This window comes from Brenneria populi (assembly GCF_036016195.1).
Taxonomy (GTDB): domain Bacteria; phylum Pseudomonadota; class Gammaproteobacteria; order Enterobacterales; family Enterobacteriaceae; genus Brenneria; species Brenneria populi.
Map to the genome: position 1 here is coordinate 42,023 of NZ_JAYWTM010000024.1, position 18,628 is coordinate 60,650.

At 56.8% G+C, this 18,628-nt stretch carries 13 protein-coding genes; 5 read left to right on the top strand and 8 right to left on the bottom strand.

What is annotated here, in order from left to right; genetic code table 11:
• From VSX58_RS18290 to VSX58_RS18315, 6 genes are all read right to left on the bottom strand, one after another.
• Window positions 1-1,392: an HlyD family type I secretion periplasmic adaptor subunit gene (locus tag VSX58_RS18290; protein WP_327619343.1), complete on the bottom strand. Its 1,392-nt coding sequence runs from the start codon at window positions 1,390-1,392 to the stop codon at window positions 1-3.
• An 83-nt stretch (window positions 1,393-1,475) separates the two neighbouring features.
• Window positions 1,476-3,281 (bottom strand): type I secretion system permease/ATPase, encoded by a 1,806-nt coding sequence (locus tag VSX58_RS18295; protein WP_327619344.1) that lies wholly within the window; start codon window positions 3,279-3,281, stop codon window positions 1,476-1,478.
• 238 nt (window positions 3,282-3,519) lie between these two features.
• Entirely contained in the window at window positions 3,520-4,158 is a 639-nt protein-coding gene (locus VSX58_RS18300; protein ID WP_327619345.1) for a heme acquisition protein HasA, read from the bottom strand.
• A 129-nt stretch (window positions 4,159-4,287) separates the two neighbouring features.
• Window positions 4,288-7,017 carry a TonB-dependent receptor gene (locus VSX58_RS18305; RefSeq protein ID WP_327619346.1) on the bottom strand — a complete coding sequence of 910 codons (2,730 nt, stop codon included), beginning with the start codon at window positions 7,015-7,017 and terminating at the stop codon, window positions 4,288-4,290.
• A 255-nt stretch (window positions 7,018-7,272) separates the two neighbouring features.
• The gene (locus tag VSX58_RS18310; RefSeq protein ID WP_327619347.1) at window positions 7,273-8,208 is read right to left on the bottom strand and encodes a FecR family protein; all 936 of its coding nucleotides are present in this window, start codon (window positions 8,206-8,208) and stop codon (window positions 7,273-7,275) included.
• 80 nt (window positions 8,209-8,288) lie between these two features.
• Entirely contained in the window at window positions 8,289-8,798 is a 510-nt protein-coding gene (locus tag VSX58_RS18315) for an RNA polymerase sigma factor (RefSeq protein ID WP_327619348.1), read from the bottom strand.
• A gap of 315 nt (window positions 8,799-9,113) precedes the next feature.
• On the opposite strand from VSX58_RS18315, the gene patD reads away from it, so the two are divergent.
• Complete coding sequence (gene patD / locus VSX58_RS18320) at window positions 9,114-10,538, top strand: aminobutyraldehyde dehydrogenase (RefSeq protein ID WP_327619349.1); 1,425 nt, start codon at window positions 9,114-9,116, stop codon at window positions 10,536-10,538.
• Window positions 10,539-10,846: 308 nt separating this feature from the next.
• Entirely contained in the window at window positions 10,847-12,253 is a 1,407-nt protein-coding gene (gene ygjG, locus VSX58_RS18325) for a putrescine aminotransferase (RefSeq protein WP_327619350.1), read from the top strand.
• Window positions 12,254-12,417: 164 nt separating this feature from the next.
• Here ygjG and VSX58_RS18330 read toward each other — a convergent pair whose 3' ends face one another.
• On the bottom strand, window positions 12,418-13,962 hold the full coding sequence (locus VSX58_RS18330; RefSeq protein WP_327619351.1) for a carboxylesterase/lipase family protein: 1,545 nt from the start codon (window positions 13,960-13,962) through the stop codon (window positions 12,418-12,420).
• Window positions 13,963-14,604: 642 nt separating this feature from the next.
• Here VSX58_RS18330 and proP point away from each other — a divergent pair.
• Both proP and VSX58_RS18340 read left to right on the top strand, forming a co-directional pair.
• Window positions 14,605-16,107, top strand: a complete 1,503-nt coding sequence (proP, locus tag VSX58_RS18335) for a glycine betaine/L-proline transporter ProP (protein WP_327619352.1) — start codon at window positions 14,605-14,607, stop codon at window positions 16,105-16,107.
• 552 nt (window positions 16,108-16,659) lie between these two features.
• A complete protein-coding gene (locus tag VSX58_RS18340; protein ID WP_327619353.1) occupies window positions 16,660-17,865 on the top strand; it encodes a CobW family GTP-binding protein in 1,206 nt (401 codons plus the stop codon).
• Here VSX58_RS18340 and VSX58_RS18345 read toward each other — a convergent pair.
• Complete coding sequence (locus tag VSX58_RS18345) at window positions 17,862-18,101, bottom strand: hypothetical protein (RefSeq protein ID WP_327619354.1); 240 nt, start codon at window positions 18,099-18,101, stop codon at window positions 17,862-17,864. The genes VSX58_RS18340 and VSX58_RS18345 overlap by 4 nt on opposite strands.
• Window positions 18,102-18,176: 75 nt before the next feature.
• Between VSX58_RS18345 and dksA the strand changes: the two genes are divergently transcribed.
• A complete protein-coding gene (dksA, locus tag VSX58_RS18350) occupies window positions 18,177-18,596 on the top strand; it encodes an RNA polymerase-binding protein DksA (protein WP_327615695.1) in 420 nt (139 codons plus the stop codon).
• Window positions 18,597-18,628: the final 32 nt, after the last annotated feature.

The following is an 18,628-nucleotide window of genomic DNA, read 5'->3' on the forward strand; positions in this document are numbered from 1 at the left end:
TTATTCCTCCGTCAGGGCGATATGCAGGCGATCGGCCAGTGGTTTAAACAGATAATTGAACAATGAGCGCTCCCCGGTTCGCACAAAGGCTTCGACCGGCATGCCGGGACGGATGTCCAGTCCGGACAACTGGCGTTTGCCCTGTTCGTCAACATTGATGCGCAGCGGATAATAGGGCAGGTTGGTCAGGGGATCGATAAGCTGATCGGCGCCCACCAGCGCGACGCTGCCCGAGACGCGCGGCGTGGTGCTCTGGTTGAAAGCGGAGAACATCAACTCGACCGGCAGACCGGGCGCGATACGGTCGACCAAATCGATCGGCAGTTGCGCATCGACCTGCAACGGCTGTCCTGCCGGCACGACTTCCATCAGCGTCTGTCCGTTGCTGACGACGCCGCCTTCCGTGTGCAGCGTCAGGCCGACCACGCTGCCGCTGACCGGCGCCAATATGCGCGTGTTTTGCAGTTCATATTGCGCGGCCGTGAGACGCTGGGCGAGATCCTGAATGCTCAGTTGAACTTCGGTCAGTTGGGTGCGAACCTCTTTCTGATATTCCTCCTGCCGTTGCAGGATTTTTTGTTCCAATTCGGCGATCTGCTGCCCGGTTTGTGCCAACGCGCCGCTCTGCCGGGCGATATCGCCGTGCAACTGAGCCGCCTGACGCTCCGTTTCCAATAGCCGATTGCGCGGGATGTAACCTTCCGCGGCCAGCGGCCGCAGGCTGCCTAGCTGTTCGCCGAGCAGACGGGACTGGATGCGGTAACTTTCCAGCAGCGCGCGGGTGCCCTGCTGCTGGGCCCGGCTGCCGTCAATGGCCGAGCGCATCGCGGCGATCTCCTGACGCAGAGCCGCGCGGCGGCTGAGGAACAGCTGTTGCTGCCCTAGTTGAATCTGCTGCGTGGTTAAGGGGGGAAGTTCATCGCCGGCCGCAGCGGCGAGAAGCGCCGGATCGGGGGTGGGCAGAACGGACTGGTCGTCCCGCTCGGCCCGTAGACGCGCCTCGCGCAGTTGGGCTTCCAGCAATTGAATGCGCAGATTGTCGCGCTGGGTTTTCGCCGGCGTGACGTCCAGTTCGGCCAGCACTTGTCCCCGCTGTACGCTGTCACCCTCGCGTACGTACAAATGCGCCACGCGTCCGGCGGCGGCGGGTTGCACCACCTTACGGTTATCCGTCACGATCACCTTGCCGGAGACCGCCACGCCTTTGTCCAGCGGCGCCAGTCCGGCCCACAGCAACGCGCCGCCGAACCCCAGCAATACCAGCGCCATACCACGCTTCAGCCAGCGTCCGGCGTCGGTATGCAGCGGCTGTACGACAGGATCCGGCGGGCTATTCGCCGACGAAGCGGGAGAGTTGACGTCAGGCCGCGCGGATTCGGGATGTAATGACATGATGCTCCTCATGAAATAGGGCAATCCTATGCGGTTTGCTCCCTGTAATCGGTCTTATCGCGCCAATCCGATATGGCGATCAATCAGCGCTCCGGGGCGGTCTGGCGTGGACTTCTGGCGTTGTACACCACGCTCAACCCCGGGGCGAATGCGCCGGAGGCGGGCGGCGCATTTTTTTTCTTCATCTCCTGTTGCAGTTTCTCCGGCGGACCGAAGAACCGAATCTGTCCGTCGCGCAGCGCCAACAGCTTATTGGCGCTGCCGAGCAACGCCGGTTTATGGGTGATGAGGATCTGAGTGGCGCCGTTTTCTTTTAACTGTGAGATCGCCGCCAATAGCGCCTTTTCGCCCTCTTCGTCCAGGCTGGCGTTGGGTTCGTCCAGTACCGTCAACTTCGGCCGGCCATAGACGGCCCGGGCCAATGCCACCCGTTGTTTCTGTCCGCCGGACAGACCGCTGCCGTTTTCGCCCAGCGGCGTGTCATAGCCCTGGGGCAGCCGTAGGATCAGATCGTGCACGCCGGCCAGACGGGCGGCGGCGACCACCTGTTCCGCGTCCGGTTGACCGAAGCGGGCGATGTTTTCGGCGATAGTGCCGGCGAACAGTTGTACGTCCTGCGGCAGATAGCCGATAAAGCGGCCGAGATCGTCCTTGTCCCACAGGTGCATGTCGGCGCCATCGAGCCGCACCTTGCCGTTCAGCGGCGGTTGGGTGGCGACCAGCAGGCGGGCCAATGTCGATTTGCCGGAACCGGAAGGGCCGATAATGCCCAGTATGTCCCCCGGCTCAAGGGCGAAAGAGAGGTTGTGCAGCACCGGCGCGCGGGCATGGAGCGGAGCGGCGCTGAGCTGTTCCACCTGTAGCCGGCCTTGCGGTTCCGGCAGCCGCATGCCGGCGGCGCGGGCGGGATGGGCCTCCAGCAGCGCGCCGAGTCTTTGCCAGGCCTGTTGCGCTTGCGTCCACTGCTTCCATACTCCGATTAACTGATCGATGGGGCTCAGCACCCGGCCGACTAAAATCGAACCGGCGATCATCATGCCGGGTGTGATGTCGCCCGCCACGGCCAGCAGGGCGCCTAACCCCAGCATCAGCGACTGTAACGCCAGCCGTAGGGATTTCGCTAGGGCGGTGACGGCTGCGCTCTTTTCGCTGGCGACATTCTGCTGGTGCAGGAAGCGCATGTGCTGACTCAGCCAGCGGGCGCGCAGGGCGGACAGCATGCCCATCGCCTCAATGGCGTCGGCGTGGCGCAGGTTGGCGTTGGCTTGCGTCGTGGCTTGAATGGCGATACGTCCCGCCTGCTTTAGGGGTTCCCGCGTCAGGCGCTGGTTGAGCCATGCCAGCAGGATCAGTACGGCGGCGCCGGCCAGCGCCATCATGCCCAGCCAGGGATGCAGTAAAAAGATTACCAGCAGATAAACCGGAAACCAGGGCGCGTCGAAGAAGGCGAACAGGGCGTTGCCGGTGGCGAACTGGCGCAGCGCGGTCAGATCGTTCAGCGCCTGGCCGGCGCGCGTCGGCTGTCCCTGCAACTGGCTGGCGAATGCGGCGTCGTATACCCGCTGATTAAGACGCATGTCCATCTGCGTGCCGAGGCGGATCACCACCGCGCTACGCACCCATTCCAGTAGACCCATCAGGGTGAAGAGACCGAGCGCCATTGCCGTTAGCATACCCAGCGTCATGTCGTTGCCGGACGATAGAACACGGTCATAGACCTGGAGCATATAAATGGCCGGCGTCAGCATCAGCAGATTGATCACTGCGCTGAACAGGCCGACGCCCCAGAATCCCTGGCGGTAGGCCGCCAGCGCGCCGATAATTTCATGGTGAGACGGAGCAGTAGGCTGAGAGGACGTATTGGTGTCCTTGCCGCGAGAAATACGCATAGTCCATCCATCTTTATAGGTCGCCGCCGGCTTCACGCGTTTCTCCCGTCTCCGGGGATGCGCGCGGTCTTCGTCTTGCCGCAACCTGTAATAAGTTAAGGGCAATCGTTACACGTAGCGTTATTGCGGGTAATGTCGGCAGCGATTACACTAATACGCCGCCTCGGCCTGGTGACATTGCGGACGCGGCGGCGTTTGCTCTCAACGGCTAAAAGTGTCAGCTTTTAGCCGTACTTCCTTAAGCCGCCAACAGTTCAGCCGAGGTATCGGCTACGCCGGTGGTGGTTACGGCGTCGGCATAGGCCGTGATTTCCGCTTCGGTAATGGTGCCGTCGCTATCGCCGTCCAGCGCGGCGAAGCTGGCGTCAAAGGCCGATGAGGCGTCGAGGTTGTCGAAAATACTCGACAGCGCATCGTTCAGCGGGGTGACATCGCCGCTCATCAGACCGTAGACGATCTGATGCACGGCGCCGCTCTGCCCTTCAGAAATGTCGCTAGTGATATCCAGACCATCGAAGGATACCTGTGGAGCATCAAGATAATATTCGGTTCCAGTAGACCCGCCACCTTGCAGCCCATCCCCCAGACTCACGCTATCTAGCGTACCGTACAGGGTATGAGCCGGGTCGTTGAACAGGGTATAGGTCAGATCGCCCTCGGCAATCAGCGCGGAGTAGTCGTTGTTGGTGCTGGTGATGGCATACTGCGTACCGCTAGTGGTAGTGCCGCCGTAGAAGCCGCCGGTATTGTTTTCCGTGACGTTGCCGACGGTATGGTTGACGTCGCCGAATTCTGCCGACCACGCATCCAGATACTCTGAAATGCTGTAGGAGGACACTTCTGTATTATTAACATCATAAGTAATGGAAAAGCTCATAACGTATTCCTTTTACAAGATGATAGATATACGCAGACAGTCCACGTATGTCGTAACGGCGAGAGATGACGTCCTCAGCCGTGGGTTTTCCCCACCACATTGCGCTTTAGCTGCGCAAACGGCGGAAAATCAGAATTGGTATTCCACGCCGGCTTGCACTGTTCGCCCCCGTCCCAGGGTATAGCCAAGCGATTCCCCATAGCTCACCACATAGGCTTTATTGCTGATGTTTTCCACCGAACCGCGCACGGTCAATCTGTCGGTCAGTTGGTAGCTGGCGTACAGATCGTACACTCGATATTTGGGCCAGTCGGCCAGATACGGACTGTTGGTAGGCACCGAAGTGTCTTGGTAGCCTGGGGCGAAACGCATGGTGATGCCCATATCCAGCTTGCGATCGAAGGCGCGGCCGCCCAGCGTCACCGAGCCGCGATCGCCCGGTAAAAAGGCGGAGTTGCTAAATACCGCGGTGTTATCGCATTGAATATAATTGTTAGCTTCATCGTACGGTCTCGATGTCCAGTTATTATATGTGCCTGAAGTGGTCGTGACGCCTCCCAGCCAGGCGGTTTTGGCGCAGAAATCGTTCTTGCCGATCATATGGGTGTAGGTAGCGTCGAGATAGACAAAACCGGCGTCGTAATTGAGCTGGTACTCCAGGCCGCGGAAGCGACTCTTTAACAGGTTATTCTGGAATACGGCATTGCTGATGGATTGGCCGTTGTACCCCGGTTTTCGTCGGTCATCAACCAAGCTGATATAGTTACTGACCTTGGTATCGAAGTAGGACATCTTGGCTACCAGTCGGTCGTCTTTGAGCAGCAGATCGGGGCGCTGGATATTAAACCCTATCTCCCAGGCGCGGGAACGTTCCGGCTTGACATAAGGGTTGGGATAAACGTAGTAGTTGCCGGCGCTGTAGGTGCCGTTGGCGAAGGTTTCGCTCACGGCAGGCGGGCGCCAGGAGAGGCCGTAGCTGGTAAACAGCTGAAGCCAGTCGAGACCCGGTTTTACCCCGACGAACATTGTGGGTGAAAACTTACCTTGCTCTTCATTCACGTCCCAGCTCTGGGTTGCGTTGGTAGAGCTTGGGCAACGCGATAGCGTGTATTGATAGCAAGGGGCCGCTTCAGAGAAAGGCAGTTCCTTGTAGCTGATGCTGGTGTTGCCGCGCAGTCGGTAGCGATCGTAACGCCCCCCCCCTTGCAGGGTAAGCCAGTCGTCGTAGGCGTAGTTCAGGTTAGCGAACAGGCTGGCCATGGTGCGGTTACCGGCGGGGGTTGTGCCGGCCGCATTCTGACTGCTGTCGTTGCTGTCCGATAATATCTTGTCGTAGTAAATCTCCAGCCCATAATCGGCGCTCAGTCCGTGCAGGCCGCGTTGCAGCAGGTGAGAGGTGTTCTGCGCCTGTAGACCGTAGGTGCGCAGGCTGGTGCGGTCGCTGTAGGCGGCCTTGGCGGCGGTATAGCTGCCGGTGGAGGACCAGGACGCCGGATTGCCGTAGTTATAGGTGTCGTTGTCGGTATTGGCGTAGTAGAGCTTCAGTTTGAAGTCCAGCCAGTCCTGGTCGTCCGGCTTCAGGCTGTAGTCCAGCGCCGCGTTGCGCGCCATGATTTCGCTTTGGCCGGTGCTTTTCCAGCCCAGTTCGTAGGGCCAGGTATTGGTCAGGTTGGTTAGCACCCCCGCATTGTCCGTCGAGGTTTGGGTTTGCATATAGCTGAGCTGGACGCGCTGATTGGCGGGCAGATTCCAGCCGATTTTCGCCAGCCGCGAGCGCATGACATAACCGGAGTAGTCGACCATGCTGTGCTTCACTTGCTCGGTCAGCGTATCGTAACGGCCCGCATCATTGTTAATTCGAACGCCGCCGATGCTGCCGTCGTTGCCCGGCCAGTAGTCGCCGAGATGGCGTTCGCTGGCGCCGATTAAAATATCACCGGTTTCGTTGCCCAACGCCAGAATGCCGCTGCCGATAAAGTGGGTGCCGTTGTCGCCGGTGCTGGCGTGCAGTTTGCCGCCGATCTCCTTGCCGGGGGCGATAAATTCGCTGGCGCTGACGGTGTTGAAGGTGGCGACGCCGCCCAGGGTGCCGGCGCTGCCCATTACGTTGGTGGCGCCTTTTTCAATGGTGACGCCGGACAGCAGTTCGGAATCGATGTAAGTCTGGCCGTTGCGTTGACCGTAACCGGTTTTTTGAAAGTTCTGGCGAATGCCGTCGATGTTCATGTTAACGCGGCCGAAGTCCTGAATGCCGCGAATATTCACCGACAGCGCGGGATCCTGCTGGCTGACGCTGGAGTAGACGCCGGCGGACTGCTCCAGCATATCGGCGGCGTGGCGGGCCGGGCGATTGTCCATCTGTTCGCGCGAGATCACGCTGATGGCGCGCGGCTGTTCGTAGATCCAGTCGCCGGGGTTGGCGACGGTAAGGGCGCGCACCACCATCACATCCTGCCCGTTGGCGCCGTCTTTCAGCACGGGACGCGCGTTCAAGGTAATTACGCCGGCCGGGCTGATATTGAAATTAATCGGGTTATCGCCGATCAACTGATTCAACCCCCGTTCGGGCGTGTATGAACCTTGCAGCGGGTTAGCCTGCATGTCGTCCAATTTCGTGTCGGCGAAAAAAACCTGTAAACCGGCCTGTTCCGCAAAGCGTAACAGCGCCACGCGCAACGGTTGTCGGGCGATGGCGAAGTGGCGTGATTGGTCGGTCTGCCCCTGGCGGGCCTCGTTGTTACCCGTCTCCGCCCGCGCGTTTGACGATGTGCCCAGAATACCGAACGCCAGCCCTACCGCCAGTGCGAGTTTACTTACGGGTAACAAACCTATTTTTGAATTATGCAATGTTGTGTTCATGTCGCTTGTTCTGTCATCGATGCCAACTGTAATAAACATTAAAAAAACAATGCGATATGTTGCGAATTGCTTCTTAATGAAAATGATAATAAAAATCATTACCTAACTATATAGACGGCCGACACGGCATAACCCGTAAAAAGATTTTAATTTTTTTTCAACATTTCTGAGGCTAGGGATAAATCCCGGAGGAGTGGTGTGCGTTCAGATTGGACGCGTCTCCCGACGAAAAGCGGCGGGAGCAAAAGAGGAAATTCAGTATAGGAGGATCACGCCGGGTAGGCGCGCTTCTTTTGCGCCGAGTTCGGCGCGTATGGCGCTGAGCGCGCTGTCGAGGTCGGTTAAACTAAAGATGCCGCTAACTCGGCGTTGCCGCAGCGTTTCACCGGCGACGATCACCGTGCCGCTATGGTAGCGGTTAATCCGCGCGACGACGTCCGCCAGCGGTTGTTGCTTAAAGATGAGCAGCCCGCGCCGCCAATCGCCGCTGTCCTGAGTGTTCCAGTCGGCTATGCGCGTCAGTCCTTGCCGATCGTAGCGCGCGGCCTGCCGCTCTTGCAGCCGCAGAGATTGCTCGCCGGCCGTGACTTCCACGCTGTGTTCAATGACTCCGACGGTGGTGGTATCCGTGCTATTTTGAATCATGAACTGGGTTCCCATGGCTTGAGTGGTGCCCGTGGAGGCATCGACCAGAAAAGGGCGTTTTTCCCGTTCGCCGACCGGCGCGGGGCTGAACCAGGCGGTGCCTTGCAACAGTTTTACCCGCCTTACCGTCCGATCGTAATCCAGCGCGATAGCGCTGCCGGCGTCCATATCGACGTTGCTGCCGTCGGGCAGCGTTACCCGCCGCACCTGATGTTCCGCGCGATAATCGGCCTGAAGCAGCAATAGACCATCGGATAGCCATGCCGTACCGCCGCATAACCCCAGCAGCAGCAGCGCGGCGATGCGCCAGCGGAGCGCGCGCTTGGACTTGAACGCCGGGGCGCGCAACGGTTGTTTTTGCTGTTCGTTCAACGAACCGAGGTTTTGCCACAGTTTTTGCGCCTGTTGCAGGGCGAAGGCATGGCGCGGATCCTGCCGCAGCCAGTTTCGCAATGCCTGATCCTGTTCGCTTTCCTGGGGAGATTCAGTCAGCCGGACGGCCCACAATGCTGCCTGTTGTCTGATTTCAGGTGGATAATCTTTCATCTGGTAGGCCTGATGGTCATATGGTCTCTAATTATGTAGACGCCCGGCGGCGGTAAACCCGTAACTATTTTGTGATTATTTTACGACAAACGTATCGTCATCATTGCCGCCAGCGCATTGGCCAGGTGTTTTTCAACCGTACTGAGGGAAATATTCAAGCGCTGCGCGATTTGCGCCTGCGTCATATGCTCAAGCCGGTGCAGGCGGAATATTAACTGAGAACGTTCCGGCAGGGTGGATAGCATTTCCGCCAATCGCGCCAGCTGTTGTTGGGTGAAGACGACCTGATCGAGCTGCGGGGCGTCATCCGCCAGTTCGTCCAGTTCGTTTTCCGCCTCGTCGCCAGTTGGATTTCTCTGCCAGCGTTGTTGATGGCGAATATGGTCCAACACCAGGTTATGCGCGGTCTTAAATAGATAGGCCTTTTTATCGGTTACGTCATCTTGTTGCTCTAGCCGTTGCGCCAGGCGCAAAAAACTTTCCTGTACCATATCCGCTGCGAGCTGCGGATCGTGAAGTTTATAATTAAGATACCGTTCCAGCCGTTGGGCGTAATGGCTGAAAAGTATTCTGAGTTCAGACGCCGACATGCCAGCTTCCCATCAGTCAGGTAGACCTGATTAATTTTTTGATTGATAATTATTATCATATCTGGCTAATGAGATAAATGCTCTTTGATGCGACTCCGCTCGGGTGCGGCGCGAACAATGATGGGCTACACTTTTCTGATGTTCGACGCGCTTTTCCGCCCGATAAGGGGCGGAATCGTTATTGATAGCGACCGACAATCTGCCGGCGTCTTATCCGTCTGAAAAAGTGGCAGCTATTTTGCAAGCGTCTTTTATAAGTGAAGAACCAGTAGTCGTAAAAACCCCCACTGATTTTCTGTTTATAAGGGAAGTGTTATGCACGATAAATTGCTCATAGATGGTAAGCAAATCGCGGGTCGGGGCGAGGCGCTGGCGGTTTTTAATCCCGCCAGCGGAGAGCAAATCGCATCGATAGCGCAGGCGGACCTCCAGCAGGTTGATGACGCCGTGCAGGCGGCGGATGCGGCATTCGCGGCATGGGGAAAAACGACGCCCAAAGATCGCGCCGCCTATTTATTAAAAATTGCCGATGTCATTGAGGAACATGCCGGAGAGTTTGCCCGGCTGGAGTCCCTTAACTGCGGCAAACCCTATCATGCGGTATTGAATGATGAGATACCGGCGGTTGCCGATGTATTCCGGTTTTTCGCCGGCGCGGCGCGCTGCCTGAGCGGTTCGGCCGCGGGCGAATATCTTGCAGGCCACACCTCGATGATTCGGCGCGATCCGGTGGGCGTGGTGGCCTCCATCGCCCCGTGGAACTACCCGCTGATGATGGTCTCCTGGAAGCTGGCGCCGGCGCTGGCGGCGGGGAACTGCGTGGTGCTGAAACCGGCGGAACAAACGCCTCTGACGGCGCTTTATCTGGCTTATCTGCTGGCGGATGCGCTGCCCGCCGGGGTGCTGAATATCCTGTTTGGCAACGGCGCCGGCGTGGGCAAGGCGCTCACCGGGCACGAAAAGGTGCGCATGGTTTCTTTGACGGGGTCGATCGCCACGGGCGTAAATATCATCTCCAACGCCGCGCCCAGCGTAAAACGTACGCACATGGAGCTGGGCGGTAAAGCGCCGGTCATTGTCTTTGACGACGCGGATATTGAGCAGGTGGTCGACGGCATCCGTAGCTTTGGTTTCTATAACGCCGGTCAGGACTGCACCGCGGCCTGCCGCCTCTATGTGCAGCGCGGCGTCTATGATCGGGTGGTGGCTGAGCTAGGCAAGGCGGTGTCTACGCTGAATATGGGCGATCCGCTGGATGAAAACACCGAACTGGGGCCGTTGATTACCGAAGCGCAGCTGGAGAGTGTCGCCGGCTTTGTCGCAAGGGCCAGGGAACAGCCGCATATCTCCGTGATAACCGGCGGCGAGAAGCGGGAGGGGAAAGGGTATTACTTCCAGCCAACGGTGCTGGCCGGCGCCCGTCAGGAAGATGAAATCGTCCAGAAAGAGGTCTTCGGCCCGGTGATTTCCATTACGCCGTTCGACGATGAAGAGCAGGCGATCGGCTGGGCGAATGACTCCGACTACGGGCTGGCGTCATCGGTCTGGACCAAAGATATCGGCCGGGGGCATCGTCTGGCGGCCAGCCTACAGTATGGCTGCACCTGGGTGAATACCCATTTTATGCTGGTAAGCGAAATGCCGCACGGCGGACAGAAACTTTCCGGCTATGGGAAAGATATGTCGATATATGGCCTGGAGGATTACACGATCGTCCGTCATATCATGATCCGCCATTAATCCCTCGTCCCGGCGCCGCGCGGCGGCATCTCCCGCCGCAGCGTGGCATTCCCTTCGCGCTTTTGCACTAGCATGGAGCCTATCGCTCCTTTATGGTGCGATTAAACGCTAATTATCCGTTTTTCCCCTGAGATCAAGCCTACTGTTAGCCTTTAATTCCAACACTTAAGTTTTATTTATATTTTTATTTCGGTTTTGCGTGTTTCGTCAGATTTTAATCTTTTATTGGATTTTTGGGCTGCTTACTGGCGCGTTATGTGCATTAATTAAACTGATATCACGTGATATCAGTTATAAAGGAGCGCATTTTGTCCAGACCGACGTCAAACATCAACCCGCTAGAGTGTACTCAGCAGGCATTGCATTGGATTAAAAGTGAAACCTTAACCACTGATGAAGTGGCGGCATTGAATCGCGATGTTCTCACTTCTTTTCGTGAATACGTCAATCCGGGATTTCTTGAATACAGAAAATCCGTCACCTCCGGGGGCGAGTACGGCGCGGTCGAATGGCGCGCCAGCGGCCCGAATACCTTAGTCGATACGCAGGGAAATGAATATCTGGACTGCCTGGGTGGTTTCGGTATCTTCAGCGTTGGTCACCGTAATCCCACCGTTATCGCCGCCGTAGAGCAGCAGCTCGCCAAACAACCGCTGCATAGTCAGGAGCTTCTCGACCCGCTGCGCGCCATGCTGGCCAAAACGTTGGCGGCGCTGACGCCCGGCGATCTTAAATACAGTTTTTTCAGCAACAGCGGCACGGAATCGGTTGAGGCTGCGCTGAAGCTGGCTAAGGCTTATCAATCCAAACGGGGAAAATATACCTTTATCGCCGCGTCGGGCGCGTTTCACGGTAAGTCGCTCGGCGCGCTGTCCGCCACCGCCAAGGCCGAATTCCGCCGTCCTTTCATGCCGTTAGTTCCTGGCTTTCACCATGTTCCTTTTGGCGATATCCTTGCTATCAGGAAGCAGGTTCATCAATGCCAGAAGACCGGCGATGACGTCGCCGCCATCATCCTTGAACCCGTTCAAGGGGAGGGCGGGGTAATCGTACCACCGGATAATTACTTACCTGCGGTCAGAGCGTTATGCGATGAGGTTGGGGCATTGCTGATTCTGGACGAAGTGCAGACCGGCATGGGGCGGACGGGTAAGATGTTCGCCTGCGAGCATTACGGCGTGCAGCCCGACATTCTTTGCCTGGCTAAAGCGCTGGGAGGCGGCGTGATGCCGATCGGCGCCACGGTGGCGACGGAAGAGGTCTTCTCGGTACTGTTTGAAAACCCGTTTCTGCACACCACCACTTTTGGCGGAAACCCGTTGGCCTGTTCGGCGGCGCTGGCAGCCATCAACGTCCTGTTGACCGATAACCTGCCTGAAAAAGCCGCACGGCAAGGCGCTTTCTTATTGAAGGGACTGAAGCAGCTCGCCGCCGACTATCCAGAATTGATTTCTGAAGCCCGAGGTCTGGGTTTATTGCAAGCTATTGAATTCAAAAAGAATGAAATTGGATATGCGTTTTCGAAAGAACTTTTCCATCGTAATATTCTGGTCGCCGGTACGCTAAATAACGCTAAAACGGTGCGCATTGAGCCGCCGCTCACCATTACCCGCGAACAGTGCGCGCGGGTATTGAAAGAGGCGGGAGAGGTGTTAAAAAAGCTCAAGGGCGAGATGTCGGAGGAAAATAAAATCAAGGAATATGCCGTCGAATAAGATAGCGGATATTCAGCATGTTGCGCTTTTCTGAAAGCCAGTCAGGCCCGTCGCCGACTGGCTTTTTTATCCCCGCCGCCAGATCTGAGCGTTATATCCGATAAGCAGATGAAAATGCGGCCATCATGCGCGCACCGACGCGCATGATGGCGTTTTCGCTAGCGTTAATGTAAGCGCCTTTCCGCCAGTTTCTCCACCAAGTCCAGGCGGTCCTTCCAGGGATCGGCCTGTTGCGCCGTGTGCTCCGCGCCGCCGGCCGGAACGATCAGAACGTTGTCTTTTTGCCGGCGGTAACGCTCCCATGCCGGCAGATCCGCGGCGCCGGGATTGCTGGCGCGGGCGAAATTAACCCAGTACTGATGGATTTGTCGGGCGACGGCGCGATCCTCGGCGGTGACTTTATCCGCATAGCGCGCGGTCAGGGTGTTAAACACGTAGGGGATCTCGCTGGCATGTACGGCGGCCGGCCACCGGTCTCGCATGCTTTGCGCTACATAGCCGAAACGATATTGCCATACCGGAACTCCCGCCTGATCCCAGATACGCGCGATAAAACGCGCCGGCTCAACCATAAAAGCATCGCTGGCGATCGCCTGTGCGGCCTCTTGAGGCGTTATTCCGCGATAGGCCTGTTTGGCTGCGGAACGTTCGTCCGGGGCGAAAATAGCCACCGCTTCATCCGTCGTGGCGACGCTGGGCGGGAAAGCGATATCTGCGTCGGTGGCGCCAATCATCAGCGGTACGTGCTGAAATGCGCCCTGCCGATAAAGGTCTTGCGGTTCGCCGGTAATCACTTTGCCATCGACCATCGGGCCGGAGTAATCCGCCGACATCATCGTCGCCATATTCAGCCCGCCGACTATTTTATCGGGCGGAATTTGGCGCAGAGCCGCCAGCGATTTTTCATCGTCGCCGCTGATGCCGTTGGCCCGCGCGAACGCCAATCCAGCCTGTTCCGCTTGGCGCCAGCCCTGATAGGGCACGATATTATTCCTGCCGGAGCCGGATTGAATAATGGCTTTTTGGAACAACCCGTTGGCTAAGTCGGTGGTAAGCAGCGAGCCGACGGAAAATCCGCCGGCGGATTCACCGAACAGCGTGACGTTTTTCGCATCCCCATTAAAGGCCGCGATATTTTTTTGCACCCATTTCAGCGCCGCAATCTGATCCATCAGTCCGTAATTGCCGCGCAGCGGCTGCTTAGCCAGAGCGGGATGGGCGAAGAAGCCGAAACGCCCGACGCGGTAGTTGAAGCTGACAAACACCACGCCCCGCCGCGCAAACTCTGCGCCGGAATAGACGTCGGGCGATGAGCCTCCGTTGACGAAACCGCCGCCGTAGATCCACACCATCACCGGTAGCTCGCCCTGCGCGTTGTCGGGACGCCATACGTTAACCGTCAGGCAATCTTCGCTGAATCCGACGCCAAGCGGAGCGGCGTCGCCGGGAAAAGGCTCCTGCATACAATCTTTGCCGTATGCGGTGGCCGCGCGCACGCCTGTCCAGGGCGCCACCGGCTGCGGCGCCTGCCAGCGCAGTTCGCCGACCGGCGGCGCGGCAAAGGGAATACCTTTGAAGGCATCGACCCCCTGAGCCGTCGCGCCGGCGATGCGGCCGCTGTCCAGCGTCACTTCCGGCCCGCCGGCAAGAACAGAATGACAGGTCGAGGATAGGAGCATCGTCAGCCCGACCGCTAGCGCTTTATTCATCTGTGTTTATCCTTCTTCATGCCAAAAAAAAACCTGTCATGCATGGCCATAAGCCATACATGACAGGTTCGCCTTTATTCAGTCAGTCACGCCCTGTAGCCCTACTTATAGGGCGTTTGCGCGGGGACGACAATATTGGAAAGCTGGATATGTGATGCGGCTTTCATCTTTTCGGCCGCCGGGAAGCGGCGTTATGCCCTGGAAAATGCCGGCGGTTAACGCTCAATGGCCGCATGGAAACGGTTTGCGGCAGGTGTCCGCCCGACCGTTGCAAACTCCCGTTTACTCCCGCCGCTCCGGCTTATTCAGGATGATTTCAATATGGAATTATCATCGCGTTATTTATACCCTTCATACTTCAAGTTGCAGGTGCGTTGGCTTTGTTACTCGCTCCCTCCATCGAGCTCGCCCCGTTGGGGCCGCCGCAAGCGCTGTTCAAAAACGCCTTGGCGTTTTTGTCCTGCAACTCGAATTATTTTGGGTATATATTAATGCACGGCATTCGGTTAATTATTGCGCATCAGACGTAATGCACTTCATTTTTTAAAATATTCTATAATCAGTTAGCATTAGGGGATTGTGGTGACGATTTATCTTTATCGTTGCATATAAAGTTTGTTTTTTAGACAAAGGAAATGAGTAATGGCATTAAGAAAAAAACGTCCTGTGCCAATGAAAATACAGGATATTACGATAATTGATGACGCCAAACTAAAGAAGGCCATTACGGCCGCGGCGTTGGGTAATGCCATGGAATGGTTCGATTTCGGCGTATATGGTTTTGTGGCTTACGCTCTTGGGCGGGTATTTTTTCCCGGCGCCGATCCGGGCGTACAAATGATTGCCGCATTGGCGACTTTCTCCGTTCCTTTTCTTGTCCGTCCGTTGGGCGGAATATTTTTCGGCGCCATGGGCGATAAATTCGGCCGGCAAAAAGTGCTGTCGATCACCATTATCATTATGGCGGTCAGCACCTTTTGCATCGGGCTGATCCCATCCTACGCATCCATCGGCATCTGGGCGCCGATTCTCCTGCTGTTGGCAAAACTGGCGCAGGGTTTTTCCGTCGGCGGGGAGTATACCGGAGCGGCGATATTCGTGGCCGAATATTCGCCGGACAGAAAGCGCGGATTTTTAGGCAGCTGGCTGGATTTCGGCTCCATCGCCGGTTTTGTTCTCGGCGCCGGCGTTGTGGTTCTGATCTCGTCGATTGTCGGCGAAGCGGACTTTCTTGAGTGGGGATGGCGTATTCCGTTCTTTATCGCCGGGCCTTTGGGGCTGATTGGGATCTATTTGCGGCATGCATTGGAGGAGACGCCGGCCTTTCAACAGCATTTTGATAAAATTGATAAAGAGTCGAAGGATAGCCTGCAGACATCGCCGAAAGTCTCTTTTCGCGATATCGCCGCGACCCAGTGGAAGAATTTATTGCTCTGCGTCGGCGTGGTGATTGTCACCAACGTCACCTACTACATGCTGCTGACGTATATGCCGAGCTACCTTTCACACAGCCTCCACTATTCTGAAGATCATGGCGTAATGATTATTATCGCCGTGATGATCGGCATGCTGTTCGTACAGCCGATAATGGGGTTAATGAGCGACCGATACGGGCGTAAGCCGTTTATTATTTTCGGCAGCATCGGCCTGTTTATTTTCTCTATCCCGAGCTTTATGCTGATTAACAGCGACGTGATCGGCCTTATTTTTTGCGGGCTGTTGATTCTGGCCGTTTTGCTTAACTCTTTTACCGGCGTGATGGCCTCTATTTTGCCTGCGATGTTCCCGACGCATATTCGCTATAGCGCGCTGGCTATTTCATTCAATATCTCCGTGCTGGTGGCCGGTTTCACGCCTACGGCGGCCGCATGGCTGGTGGAATCAACCCAGAATCTCTATATGCCGGCTTATTATCTGATGGTGATATCCATCATCGGTCTGGCTACGGGGATAATAATGAAGGAGACGGCTAACCGTCCGCTGAAAGGCGCGACGCCGGCTGCCTCGGACCGGGCTGAAGCGAAAGAGCTGTTGCAGGAGCACCACGACAATATTGAACAGAAAATCGAAGATATTGATGAGCAGATCGCCGAATTGCAGAAGAAAAGAAAAATGCTGATCGACCAGCATCCGGCAATTAATTAACCCCTTCCGAGAGCTGCACCGCCCCCAACGCCGGATGCGATCCGCCGGTCGGTAAGGGTAATGCCGTTCACTTAAGCCGGTTTTTAGGGGAAACACAGGGGGAGGTTCCCGTAGGGACGCCTCACCCCTGTGGTCGCCCCGTGTATCTCGATGCTTAAACGACCGGCATTAGGTCGGTAAGGGCGGTTTTTTTATCGCGGGCATCCCTGCCCGCGCCCTTCCAGGCCGTCGCTAAAGCGACGTTGAAAAACGCTCCCGGCGTTTTTTTATCGCGGGCATCCCGTCTGCGCCCTTCCAGGCCGTCGCAGGCGATATTAAAAATGTTTCCGGAAGTTTTTATCCGCGATTTGTCATTTTCTGAATACCGCTTCCCGGTTTGGCGGCGTTCAGCGCAGCGTACGGCGCGTATGGCAAGAGCAACATAAATGTTATAACATAACATTTATGTTGCTCACTGATGACATAGCCCGCACATGATGCCCATACCGCGCTTGAATCTGCCGACCGGCAATACCACCCGCCCTTCATCCCGCTGCGCTAATTGGATGAGGTATGAATAAGATTCCGTTAACCCTATTGAGCGGCTTCTTGGGAGCCGGGAAAACCACCTTGTTGAAAAGTTTGCTGATCCAGTCGCACCAATGCGCCATACCGCTCGCTGTCGTCGTAAACGATATGAGCGAGCTGGATGTGGATGGCGTACTGATCGCCAATACTGAAATCGTCGATAAACGGCGAAGCAACTTCGTCACTATTTCGGCCGATAGTATCAGCAGCGCCAGCGGCCTCGCCAAACTGGATCGCGCGCTGCGCGATATGCTGGCGCGCGGTCAGCCCGCCCATATCATGCTGGAAACCTCCGGCAGCAGCCATCCGCTGCCGTTAATCAAATATTTTCGCGCCCATCCCGCGGTGGCGCTGAAAGGGGTGGTCACGCTGGTGGATGCCGCCATGCTGGAGCGGGACTATGCGGCGGGAACGGCGCTGATCCCCAGGCTGCGGCAAAATCTGGCCTGTGGGACGCGCGGCGTCGACAACTTACTGGCGGAACAAATCATGTTTTGCAGCCAGCTGCTGCTGACGAAGGCCGATCGGCTGTCGGCGGAGGCGGTGCGAAATATCGCCCAGGCCATTCATCCATTGAACCCTTACGTCAATATACTCTCTGCGCGCTGGGGGAATATCAGGCTGGATGACGTGCTCTCCTGGCCCGATTACGACTTCCATCGCGTCGAAAAACTGATTGCCGAACTGCAAGAGGAGGTTGAAGCGTTAAATACCGGCGCTCGCCAGCCTTACGATCTTGAGTCGCGGGTGATTGATGACGAACGCCCATTCCATCCGCAGCGGCTGTGGCAGGTCTATCACCAGGCGCTCAGCGCCGGCATTCACCGCAGTAAGGGTTTTTTTTGGCTGCCGGGGCGCGACGATCTCGCGCTGCTGTGGAACCAGGCCGCCGGATCCATCGGTCTGGAGTTCGTCAGCTACTGGAAAGCGGGAATTCTCAACCATCGCGATAGCCGACTGAGTCAATCCGAGAGGCAGATATTACAACAGCAGCTAGACTTGATGCCGGGGCGTTTTGGCGATCGCCGCTGTCGCTTAACCATCATCGGCCAACGTCAGCAGTTGGCATGTTTCGTCGCGGCGCTGCGAAGCTGTTTTTTGACGGAAGACGAAATCGCGCACTGGCAGCGCGGCGGCGAATTTTACGATCCCTGGCCGAAACGCGTCGCGAAACTGAAGAATAGCGTTTAGCGACCGATGTTTCTTAGCTGTACGCAGAAAGGACAGCCGCAGCCATTGATGGAAACGGCGTTGCACACGCCCGGATGGATAGTTTGCATAGCCATCGTCGGCAGGGGATGAGAGATGTTCGCCGAGGGGAGGATCCCGTTGGAAAGCGTGAGGCTCTGCGGCGCAATTTTGGCCTGAAAAGCGGGAGATTTCGCCGCGACGAGTAAAAGAAACAGCAGGTAGGCGCGCTTTTGCATTATGGTTGCCTGTCATCAATAATATTGGTTTGTTATAACATAACAAAATAGTGGATTCTATCTTTGGAGGCAAAGATGCCTAAATCATCGCAAAACGAAGAATTACAAATTCTGGCCATGCCGTCGGAAGATTATATGAATCAGCGGCAGCTGGATTTTTTTAAGAGCCGGCTGATCAATGAGCGCGTTAGCCTGCTCAATCATATCGATGAACTGAAAGGCGCCATCCAATTCAGCGAACAGTACGGCGACGAGGGGGATAAGGCGACGAGAGAGGAAGAGCTGAGAATGCTGTTCCGCCAGATCGATCGCGAAAGCCGTTTGCTGCCGAAGATCGATGCGGCGCTGCAGCGTATCCGCACCGGCGAATATGGCTATTGCGCCGAGACCGGGGATGCCATCGGGCTGCGCCGCCTGCTGCTGAGGCCGACGGCGGAATTAAGCATTGATGCGAAAGAGACTCAGGAAATCAAGGAATTATCCAAGAAAAGATAGTCGGCGGCATGCCAGGGCATACCGCCTCTGGG

Coding starts and splice junctions, on each gene's coding strand:
- VSX58_RS18290 (WP_327619343.1), bottom strand. CDS start 1,392: ATGTCATTACATCCCGAATCCGCGCGGCCTGACGTCAACTCTCCCGCT.
- VSX58_RS18295 (WP_327619344.1), bottom strand. CDS start 3,281: ATGCGTATTTCTCGCGGCAAGGACACCAATACGTCCTCTCAGCCTACT.
- VSX58_RS18300 (WP_327619345.1), bottom strand. CDS start 4,158: ATGAGCTTTTCCATTACTTATGATGTTAATAATACAGAAGTGTCCTCC.
- VSX58_RS18305 (WP_327619346.1), bottom strand. CDS start 7,017: ATGAACACAACATTGCATAATTCAAAAATAGGTTTGTTACCCGTAAGT.
- VSX58_RS18310 (WP_327619347.1), bottom strand. CDS start 8,208: ATGAAAGATTATCCACCTGAAATCAGACAACAGGCAGCATTGTGGGCC.
- VSX58_RS18315 (WP_327619348.1), bottom strand. CDS start 8,798: ATGTCGGCGTCTGAACTCAGAATACTTTTCAGCCATTACGCCCAACGG.
- patD (WP_327619349.1), top strand. CDS start 9,114: ATGCACGATAAATTGCTCATAGATGGTAAGCAAATCGCGGGTCGGGGC.
- VSX58_RS18330 (WP_327619351.1), bottom strand. CDS start 13,962: ATGAATAAAGCGCTAGCGGTCGGGCTGACGATGCTCCTATCCTCGACC.
- proP (WP_327619352.1), top strand. CDS start 14,605: ATGGCATTAAGAAAAAAACGTCCTGTGCCAATGAAAATACAGGATATT.
- VSX58_RS18340 (WP_327619353.1), top strand. CDS start 16,660: ATGAATAAGATTCCGTTAACCCTATTGAGCGGCTTCTTGGGAGCCGGG.
- VSX58_RS18345 (WP_327619354.1), bottom strand. CDS start 18,101: ATGCAAAAGCGCGCCTACCTGCTGTTTCTTTTACTCGTCGCGGCGAAA.
- dksA (WP_327615695.1), top strand. CDS start 18,177: ATGCCTAAATCATCGCAAAACGAAGAATTACAAATTCTGGCCATGCCG.